The sequence below is a fragment of the Streptomyces sioyaensis genome (genome assembly GCF_004122735.1).
Taxonomy (GTDB): Bacteria; Actinomycetota; Actinomycetes; order Streptomycetales; family Streptomycetaceae; genus Streptomyces; species Streptomyces sioyaensis.
Window position 1 is genome coordinate 1 of the sequence record NZ_SDIF01000175.1, and the last position, 9,720, is coordinate 9,720.

5 protein-coding genes and 1 pseudogene are annotated in these 9,720 nt (G+C 73.7%); 2 read left to right on the top strand and 4 right to left on the bottom strand.

The features are described from left to right. The 3 genes from EST54_RS31490 to EST54_RS31500 form a co-directional block, all read right to left on the bottom strand. Positions 1-1,923: helicase-associated domain-containing protein (locus tag EST54_RS31490; RefSeq protein ID WP_129251111.1), on the bottom strand; the 1,923-nt coding region annotated here is incomplete at its 3' end. After that, positions 1,920-3,377, bottom strand: coding sequence for an SWIM zinc finger family protein (locus EST54_RS31495; protein ID WP_129251112.1), 1,458 nt, complete (start codon positions 3,375-3,377; stop codon positions 1,920-1,922). The genes EST54_RS31490 and EST54_RS31495, both read right to left, overlap by 4 nt. Then, positions 3,374-6,307: a DEAD/DEAH box helicase gene (locus EST54_RS31500; protein WP_174857555.1), complete on the bottom strand. Its 2,934-nt coding sequence runs from the start codon at positions 6,305-6,307 to the stop codon at positions 3,374-3,376. Before EST54_RS31500 ends, EST54_RS31495 begins: the two co-directional genes overlap by 4 nt. Before the next feature lie 473 nt (positions 6,308-6,780). Here EST54_RS31500 and EST54_RS31505 point away from each other — a divergent pair. Continuing rightward, positions 6,781-8,395, top strand: a pseudogene (locus EST54_RS31505) (UvrD-helicase domain-containing protein). 46 nt (positions 8,396-8,441) lie between these two features. Then, positions 8,442-8,756 carry a DUF6343 family protein gene (locus EST54_RS31510; RefSeq protein WP_167511638.1) on the top strand — a complete coding sequence of 105 codons (315 nt, stop codon included), beginning with the start codon at positions 8,442-8,444 and terminating at the stop codon, positions 8,754-8,756. Between the two features lie 312 nt (positions 8,757-9,068). Here the strand turns inward: EST54_RS31510 and EST54_RS31515 are convergent, their stop codons facing one another. Continuing rightward, positions 9,069-9,482, bottom strand: coding sequence for a tetratricopeptide repeat protein (locus tag EST54_RS31515; RefSeq protein WP_129251113.1), 414 nt, complete (start codon positions 9,480-9,482; stop codon positions 9,069-9,071). Positions 9,483-9,720 lie beyond the last annotated feature (238 nt).

The following is a 9,720-nucleotide window of genomic DNA, read 5'->3' on the forward strand; positions in this document are numbered from 1 at the left end:
CCTCGCCCACCGCCTCCTGGGGCTCCCCATGCAACCCCGGCAGACGGAGGAGAGCCGGCAGCCCGCAACGGCGGGTGCCGTGGCGCGGTGGGCGGGGAGGCGTTCGACGGTCGTGGTGCCGGTGTCGGATTCCAGGGCGGGTGCATAGCCCGCGGCGCGCAGCGCGTCCAGGGTGGCGGTCGGCGGTTGGCCGCTGACCAGGACGGTCGGGGCGATCTCGCGCAACTCGAGGGCGCGCAGCGCGCGGTGCGCGGCGAGCTCCTTGAGGAGGGCTTCGTCGTCGGAGCGGATGCAGCAGGCGACGGGCAGCACCCGCATCCGGCCGTGGGCACGGGCGGCGTCCTGGATGAGGTAACCGAGCGGCTGCGGCAGGGTGTCGGTGGCCGAGGCGCGGGTGAGGTCGTCGACGAGGGTGGCGGCGGTGTGGCCGGAGTCCAGCGCGCGGCGTACCGAGTGCGGGGTGAAGCGCCAGGTCACGGCGTGGCCTTCGGATTCGCGGTCGGCCGCGGAGGCGAGGAGTCCGGTGAGCGCGGCGGAGGGGCGGCCTGGGACGACGGCGGTCAGATCGGCCTGGAAATGGGCCTGTTCGAGGAGCGGCGGCAGTAGTGCGGCGAGCGGCTCGTCGAGGGACTGCGGGTCGGCGAGCAGCGCACGGCCGAGGGGGGTGAGCGTCCCGTGGGCGGCCAGGCCCAGGTAGGCGGCTTCGTGGAGGGTGTGGGCGGCGCGTTCCTCCGCCATCGGCCGGCGGGTGACGGCGAGGGGGCGGTACCAGTCGGCTGCCCGGAGGAGGTCGGTCCACGGGGTGCGGTGGTCCGTCTCCGGCTGCGGGGGTTCGCTGAGCGGCAGCGCGGGGAGCAATGGACCCGCGCCGAGGGGGACGGTGTCCAGGGCGGCGAGGAGGGCGTGCCGGAGGGCGGGCGCATGCCGGTCGTGTCCGCGGACCAGTGCGGTTGCTGTCTCGCCGAACGGGGTGTGGGTCGGGACGTCCCACAGGTCGGACCAGGCGGCCAGGACGGGGGCGACGCGGGCGCCGGGCGGGCGGGTGAGCCAGTCGTCGTAGGCGCCGGTGGGCAGGGCGGTGATGCCGGACGGGGTGCGGGTGAGGGCGATGAGGCCGGCGGCGAGGGTGAGGTCGAGGAGGAGGCGGGTGAGCGGTTCGGCGGCGCCGGCCGCTTTGGCCAGCCGTTTGATCTCCCGTACGGTCAGCCCGCCCGACTTGCGCAGGGCGGCGGGCTGGGCCGCCAGAGAGGCCAGCAGGCGCTCCACGGTGGCGGCGAGGTTCGCCACGGCCGCCCGGGATTCGTCGTGCGGCGAGGTCGGGGGGATGGTTGCGGCGCGCTCTTCCGGGACGGCGATGTCGTCCGGGACGGGCCGCGGAACGTCGGCGAGGAACGGGCCGAGGTCGTGGCCGGCGAGGAGTTGCGGTGCGCGGGGCGGGACGACGATCGTGCCGTCCTCGGCCGGTGCGGCGAGTCCGTCGTCGCAGAGGGCGCGCAGCGCGTTTTCGGCGGCGGTGCGGGTGGGGCCGGGCGAGGTCGCGTCGAGGGCGGCGAACACGTCCTGGGCCGGGACGGGTTCGGTGGCCAGATGCGCGAAGGACAGCCGGTGCGCCATCAGGGACTGGTAGTCGGCGCCCGGGGCGGGGGCGGCGGGTCCGGGGGCGGCCTGCCCGGCGCGCTCCTGGCTGAGGCGGGCGGCGGTGGCGAGCACCGTCAGGCGGGGGTGGTCGAGATGCACCACCAGTTGGTGGAGGGTTTCGTACGACCACAAGGTGCTAGCCAGGCCGCGGAGTTCTGTGGGGGCGGGGCGGCGGGCGAGCGGCTCGGCGTGGCGGGTGAGGAGCGCGGCGAGCTGCTCGGGGGTGCGCCGGGCGAGGGACCGGGTGAGTGCGTCGAGACCTTCCACGGCGTCGAGGTTAGTCATCGCGCGAGCAGGGTGGTGAGCGCGCCCACGGGGTCGGGGTCCGCGGGGCCGGCGGGCCACCAGTCCTCGGCGCCGGGTTCGGATTCGTACGGATACCAGCGACTGTCGTGGCCGAAGCGGAGCTGAATGCCGCGGTCCGGGTCGGTGAGGTGGTTGTGGCGCGGGCGCAGGGACGGGAGGTCCGCGGCGAGGAGGGCGCTGCGGGCCCGGTCGAAGTCGCCGGCCGGGGGGTTCCAGGGGGTGTTGAGGAGGACGAGGCCTTCGGGGCCGCCCTGGCGCCAGGCGGCGACGGCGCGGGCCACGTCCGTGGGCGTGCGGCCGGTCGCCGCGGCGAGGTCGCGGTAGAGGGCACGGGTGGTGGCCGTCAGGCCGGCGGTGGGGTGGGCCGTGGCGGTGAGGCGGATGGCGTCCTCCCAGGGGGGCAGGGCCGGGAACGGGCTGTGGACGGCCAGGTGTTCCGTACCGGGGCCAGGGGTGCGGGCGGCGGTGGCGCAGGCGTGCGCGCGGGCGGCGGCGTCGGCTGCCAGGAATTCGAGGGTGGCGGGGTCGAAGGGGAGACCGTCGCCGTCCGGGAGGGCCGGCGGCCGGCCGGGCTGCGGCGGCAGCGGTAGGGGTGGCGGCAGCGGCGGCCGGGGGCGGCCGGCGAGGGCCGACCGGGCCGGGACCCCGCGCGACGGGGGCTCACCCGGTGTGGGCTGCTCCCCGGGGACGCCGCCGGAGGCCGCCGCTGAGTCCTGTTCGGCGTCGGCGGCCTGCGGCTCTCCCCCGGTTCCGGGCCCGCGGCGGTACGGGGCCGGCCGGCCGGCGGCGGGGGCGTGGTCGCGGGCTTCACGGGCGGTGAGGGCGGCGTTGCGGCGGGAGAGTGCGTCGAGGAGTTCGCGTTCGCCGCGGCCGCGCATCAGCAGCAGCACGAACGGGTCGGCGTCCAGGAGCCGGGCCACCTGGAAGCAGAGCGCCGCGGCGTGTTTGCAGGGACGGCCGTGGTCGGGGCACGAGCACCGGGGGACGAGGTCGCCCGGTCCCGGAAGGAGGCGTACCTCGCCCTCGGCCAGTACGGGCGGAAGCTTCTTGGCCAGCAGGGCGGTGAACCGGCCGGGCTCCGCGGCGATGGCGTCCAGGAGGCCGTCCCACTCCTGGTCGGTGAGGGTCCGGAGGCGGATTTCGGCGCTGTAGGGCCGGGGTCGGCTGCCGCGGACGGTGGCGACGATGCGGCCGGGAGTGACGTTGATGGTGTCGACATGGCCGTCGCGGGCGTAGGTGCGGCCGCGGGCGAGCCGGGCGCTGTCGAGGGCGGTGGTCTCCAGGGCGTCCAGCCAGGCGCTGCCCCACCAGGATTCGGCGAACAGCCCCCGGGCGCCTGTACGGACCGGCAGGGGCGGGAAGGTGCGTGAGCGGTCCGCGCGGGCCAGCCGGTCGGCTGCGGCGGCGCGCCCGGAGGCGGGGCGTGGGTTCATCCGGGCCTCCGGAGGGAGACGAGGTCGGCGAGGTCGGCGTCGGACAGCTCGGTCAGCGCGCTCTCGCCGCCGGTCAGCACCGCGTCGGCGAGCGCCCGTTTGGCGCCGAGAAGTTGGGCGATGTTGTCCTCGACCGTGCCCTCGGCGATCAGGCGGTGGACCTGGACGGGCTGGGTCTGGCCGATGCGGTACGCCCGGTCGGTGGCCTGTTCCTCCACCGCCGGATTCCACCAGCGGTCGTAGTGGATCACATGGCCCGCACGGGTCAGGTTCAGGCCGGTGCCGGCTGCCTTCAGCGACAGCAGGAAGACCGGGACGTGTCCCGACTGGAAGCGGTCGACCATCGCCTCCCGTTCGGCGACCGGGGTGCCGCCGTGCAGCAGTTGTACCGGGATGCCGCGCCGGGTCAGATGTGCGTCCAGCAGCCGTGCCATGCCCACGTACTGGGTGAAGATCAAGGTGGCGCCGCCCTCGGCGAGGATGGTGTCGAGGAGTTCGTCGAGGAGTTCGAGCTTCCCGGAGCGGGCGGCGACGCCGGGCGCGGCCTCCTTGAGGTACTGCGCGGGGTGGTTGCAGATCTGCTTGAGGGCGGTGAGCAGCTTCATGACCAGGCCGCGGCGGGCGATGCCCTCGGCGTTCTCGATCCGGGAGAGGGTCTCGCGGACGACGGCCTGATACAGCGCGGCCTGTTCGCGCCCCAGCGCCACCGGGTGGTCCGTCTCGGTCTTGGGCGGCAGTTCGGGAGCGATGCCGGGGTCGGACTTCTTGCGGCGCAGGATGAACGGGCGCACCAGCCGGGCCAGCCGCTCGGCCGCCGCCGGGTCCTCGCCGCCCTCGACCTCACGGGCGTGCAGCGCACGGAAGGTCTTGAGGGGCCCGAGGAGCCCGGGGGTCGTCCAGTCGAGGAGGGCCCACAGCTCCGAGAGGTTGTTCTCCACGGGGGTGCCGGTGAGGGCGATCCGGGCGGGTGCCGTGATGCTGCGCAGCGCCTTGGCCGTCGAGGAGCGCGGGTTCTTCACATGCTGGGCCTCGTCGGCGACGACCCATGCCCATGGCCGGCCGGCCAGTTGGGGCGCGCTGCTGCGCATCGTCCCGTAGGTCGTCAGCACGAAGCCGCCGTCCAGGCCGTCGAGGCTGCGGCCGGGGCCGTGGAAGCGGCGTACGGCGGTGCCGGGCGCGAAGCGTTCGATCTCGCGCTGCCAATTGCCCAGGAGGGAGGCCGGGCAGACCACGAGCACCGGTGCACCGGGCCGCCGGTGCAGATGGAGCGCGATGACGGTGACGGTCTTGCCCAGGCCCATGTCGTCGGCGAGGCACCCGCCCAGGCCGAGGGAGGTCATGGTGTCGAGCCAGGCCATGCCCCGTAGTTGGTAGTCGCGGAGGGTGGCGCGCAGTCCGGGCGGCTGGGGCAGGGGGCGCGAGTCGGTGGTGAGGCGGCGGCGCAGCGCGGCGAGTGCGCCCTGGGGCACCACCTCGACCTCCTCGCCGTCCACCTCCGTGCTGCCGTGGAGCGTCGCGGCGAGGGCGTCGACCGGCTCCAGGTAGCCCAGTTCGCGCTTACGGGCCTTGCGTACGAGCCCGGGATCCACCAGGACCCACTGGTCGCGCAGCCGGACGACAGGGCGGTGCGCCTCGGCGAGGGCGTCCATTTCCGCCTCGGTCAGCGCCACCCCGTCCAGCGCCACCTGCCAGCGGAATTGCAGCAGTTCGCGGGTGTCGAAGAAGCCGAAGCCGTCCGCGGCCGAGCCGGGTGCCGGGCGCAGCACGGCCGCCGCGGTCAGGCCGCGGGCCAGTTCCCTGGGCCAGTGGACCGTCACTCCCGCGGCGCCCAGACGCGGCGCGGCCTCGCCCAGCAGCTCGTACAACTCGGCCTCGCCGAGCGGCAGTACGTCGGGCACCGGCCGCTCCAGGAGGCGGGCGAGCGGGGCCCAGACACGGGCCGCGCGGCGCAGCGCGAGGAGGGTGTCGACGCGGGAGCGCGCCCCGAAGTGCTCGGGCCCTTCGCCCTCCCACAGGTCCCGGGCGTCGGCGACCAGGGTGGGGTCGGTCAGGCTGTGCACCTGTAGGACGGCGGCGGCCGCACCGCGCTCTTCGGCGTCGCCCGCCCCGTTCTCCTCCTGCCGGTCGAAGAGCCGGTGCGGGGAGAGGTCGAGGCGCAGCGAGAGCCGCACCCCCGCGTCGACGCCGGCCGCGACCTCGGCGGCCCATTCCCGGGCACCGGGCAGGTGTTGGGGTGTCACCGCGGCATACGGGGCGCCGGCCACCAGTGCGGCGGCGGGGGTGCGCGGCAGGGCATCGACGACCGCGTCCACATAGCGCCGCACCAGCGCCACGGGATCGTGCAGTTGGAGCGGGCGGCTGCCGGGGAGGGGTACGGGAAAGGCCTCGGCGGGCATGGCGGCGGCGATGGCCCGGAGGTGCGCGATGTCGTCGGGGTCGAGCGGGCCGGCGCGCCAGGCGTCGGTGTCGTCGGCGGTCAGCCCGGGGAGCAGCCTGCCGCGCGCGGCGAGGTGCAGCGCATGCAGGGTGGCCGCTCCCCAGCAGGCGGCGGCCGGGTGGGCGTCCGGGGCGTGCCGGGCACGGATCAACAGCGGCACGGCCTCGGCCAGCGGGAGCAGCACGGCGGGGACCGTGCGGCTGCGGGCGCCGTTTCCGTGGCGGCGGGCGACGGTCAGCTGCCCCGGCTCGGCGGCCCCGTCCTCGCCCCGCGCCTCGCTTCGTGTGGTGAGGCCTTCGGGGAGCGGGCCACCCTCCGGCCGCCAGAGCGCGATCTTCCCGGCGCGCGGCGGCTGGGCGGGCAGGAACACCGCGGCGCAGCGGACCGCGGCTGCGCCGATCCCGCCGTCCTCCCCCGTGCCCCCGGATCCGGCCGCGGACGAGCCGTCCGGCGGCCGGGTCTCCCCTGCCGCCGCCTCCCACCGCCTCGTCATGCCACCCCTTACCGCTCGGCCGTCCCGTGCCGGCTACGGCACTCCCCGAGCCTGCCGCGCCCGCCCCGTTGCTGTGTCCCCGACCTGCGAGTCTACGGTCGTACGCCGGGTGCCTTCCGCTGCCTCCCTCAGCTGTCGCGGGGGAGGCAGCGGACCGTGGTGCCCATGGCGTGGAACTCATGGAGGAGCTCCCCGGTCGACTCCCGAAGTCCGCACGTCAGGCAGTCGTGCGGGCGGAGGAGTCAGTCAGCAGTCGTGAATTAGGGGCGGGGTGGGCTTGGCTACCGGCCGCGCCCGACGACGCAGACGGCACTGACCACGCCTCCTGCCCGCATGCCCGCGCACCGGCAGGCCGGAGTTATCCACAAGCCACACAACGCCTCTCGCTCTCCGCCGGAAATCCGCTACCGTCGGTGACGTAATCACTCTCAGTGATCGACCAACATCGTTGCGCATGCCGGCGAGGAGCCCTCATGAACACCCCTGTGAACGCCCACGTGAACACCCACGTGATCACCTCCACGAAGCCCCCCACGCAGACGCCCACGCTCGAACAGTCCGCCGCGGCGGAGGCCTTTCCGACCGGCGCGCATCTGGTGATCCAGGCCGGCGCCGGGACAGGAAAGACCACCACCCTCGCCATGCTCGCCCGCACCGCGCGGCGCCAGGGCCGTTCGGGCCGGTACATCGCCTTCAACAGAGCGGTCGCGCGCCATGCCGCCCGGTCGTTCCCCTCCGAGGTGTCCTGCGGGACCGCCCATGCCCTCGCCTACACGGCCGTGGGCAGGAGATTCCAGGCACGCATGAACGCCCCGCGGCAAGCGGGCTGGCGCACGGGCGCGGCCCTGGGCATCGACAACGGCATGACCGTGCGCATCGGAGCCCGCACAGTCACGCACAGGGGGCTCTCACATACGGTGCTGCGCACCGTCACCCGCTTCTGCCAGTCGGCTGACACGGAGGTGGCGCCGCACCATGTCCCACCCCTGCGCGGAGCCGAATCCGAACCGCTGCACGCACACCTCGCCGAACTCGTCCTGCCGTATGCGCGCAAGGCCTGGGCCGATCTGCAGCATCCGGACCACGGCGTCGTCCGCTTGGAGCACGACCACTACCTCAAGATGTGGGCGCTGAGCGAGCCCGTCATCCCTGCGGACTTCCTTCTCCTGGACGAGGCACAGGACACCAACCCCGTGGTGGAGCAGGTCTTCACCGCCCAGCGCGACCACGCGCAACTGGTGATGGTCGGGGACTCCGCTCAAGCCATCTACGGCTGGCGCGGCGCGCGCGATGTCATGACGGGATTCGACGGGAGACAGCTCAGCCTCTCCCGCTCGTTCCGCTTCGGGCCGGCGCTCGCGGCCGAGGCCAACCGCTGGCTCACGATCGTCGGCGCACCGCTCCGACTCACCGGTGCGCCCGACCGGGAAACGGAAGTGCGCAGGGTCCGCGCCGGACGCGATTCTGTGCCGGACGAATGCGGGGGCGATGGTGGAGGTGATACGGCAGCTGGCAGCGGACCGCCGGGTCGCACTGGCAGGCGGCGGCGGGGCGCTCAGCGCTCTTGCCCGTGCGGCGCACGAACTCGAGGCCGGACGACGCACCGCCCACCCCGAGCTGATGCTCTTCGAGACCTGGGGCGAACTGCGCGAGTACGCGGAGTTCGACCCGGCCGGACGGGATCTGCTGCCGCTCGTGGAGCTGGTCGACGAACACGGCACTCCCACCCTGCTGCGTGCCCTCCAGCAGCTCTCACCCGAGGAGTCCGCCGAGGTGACGGTGTCCACCGCCCACCGGGCCAAGGGACGGGAGTGGGCGAGCGTACGCATCGCTGACGATTTCACCGGCCCCGATGATCTCGACGAGCGCGGGGAGGACGGAGCCCCGCTCCCGGGGCCGATCGACATCGACGAGGCGCGGCTGGCGTACGTCGCGGTGACCCGCGCCCGCTCACTGCTCGACATCGGTGGACTCTCCTGGATCAACGGCCATCCGGCGGGCGACCCACGCCCCACCAGCGGGAAACCCACGACGCAAACCGCGGAACGCAGGGAGCAAGCGACGAAAAGAGGTGCCGGAGAGAGGTGACTGTCCAGTCGATCGGGAGGATCCTGGAGGAGGGAGATGGGTGCCGATGCGTACGGGAAATGAGCCCCTTCACGCACGCAGCCCACTGAAAATACGCTGTGGGCTGGCGCTGTGGGGGCTGCTGTGGGCGGTCGCCGGAACCGTGGCTTTCATCAATGCCGGACGGCCGGAATGGGCAGCGGCATGTGCCGCCCTGGCCATGGTGGCGGCGACGGACCTGACCATGGTGATCCGCCACATCCGCCAGGGACCGCATTACCAGCCGGGCAAGGACATACCGCCCTACGCACCCGACCGGGGCCGGAACGACGCGTTCGGCACACGGAACGACGCCGGCCGCAGACGGAACACCGGACGGTAGATCGGAGACGGAACACCGACTGGAGAGGTCCTGAGCGGTCGCACGGCGGTGGGCAGGCACAGGCAGAACAGACAGGCATACACGGGCAGGAAAGAGATGTCCGACTCCGGCTGCGACTGCCGTAGCCCTGAAATGCGCCCGTACGGAATCCAGCGGCACCCACCCGAGGATCGGGGAATGGGGGTACGCGTCCGGACCGACGGCTGTGCGGCGGGGTGACACTGAAGATCATCGAAGATTGCGTGTGCTGCCACTGGTGGGGCCAACGTTCGGTGAGGAGCAGCCCCTTCGCCCCGAACCGTCTCGGTCCGGCTACTCCGTCTCGTCGTCCGGATCGCCGGGGTCGTGTTCGCCGTTACCCGTCTCGCGTGCGAACCGGGCCGCCTCGATGAACTCCGGGCGCGGCTCCAGAGCCGCCGCCAGCCGGAAGTGGCGCAGGGCCTCCTCGGAACGATCGGCGCGCTCCAGAGTGCGACCGAGCGCGAAATGCGCGAAGGCATTGTCCGGCTCGCGTTCCAGCACGATCTGGAACTCGAGTTCCGCGGGCCGCAATTGAGCGGCAAGAAAGAAGGCGCGGGCGCGCAGCAGCCGGGCCGCGGTGTTCTCGGGGTGCGCGGTGATGACCGAGTCCAGCAGCTGGATCGCACCGCGCGGGTCGCGGGCCGCCAACAGCTGCTCCGCGGCGCGGAAGTCGATCACATGCGTCTCGGGGCTGCTTTCGGGCACGGCCTGCTCCTCTCCGTCGCCGTCGGGGCGTGCTTCAGCTACGGACCGTACGGCGCTACCTGGGGCACAACAATCCCCCCGGCCGCGGCATTCCCCGGTCGGCACCCCCTCAACCGGCCCAACCCACGGCGCGAGAAGCCATAGGCGATCCGGGCGGAGGAGACCGGCTGAGAGGGAAAGTAGGTCGCAGAGAGGAGGCGAGGGAGGAGACGAGAGCGCGGGGAGGGGAGGGGTGGGG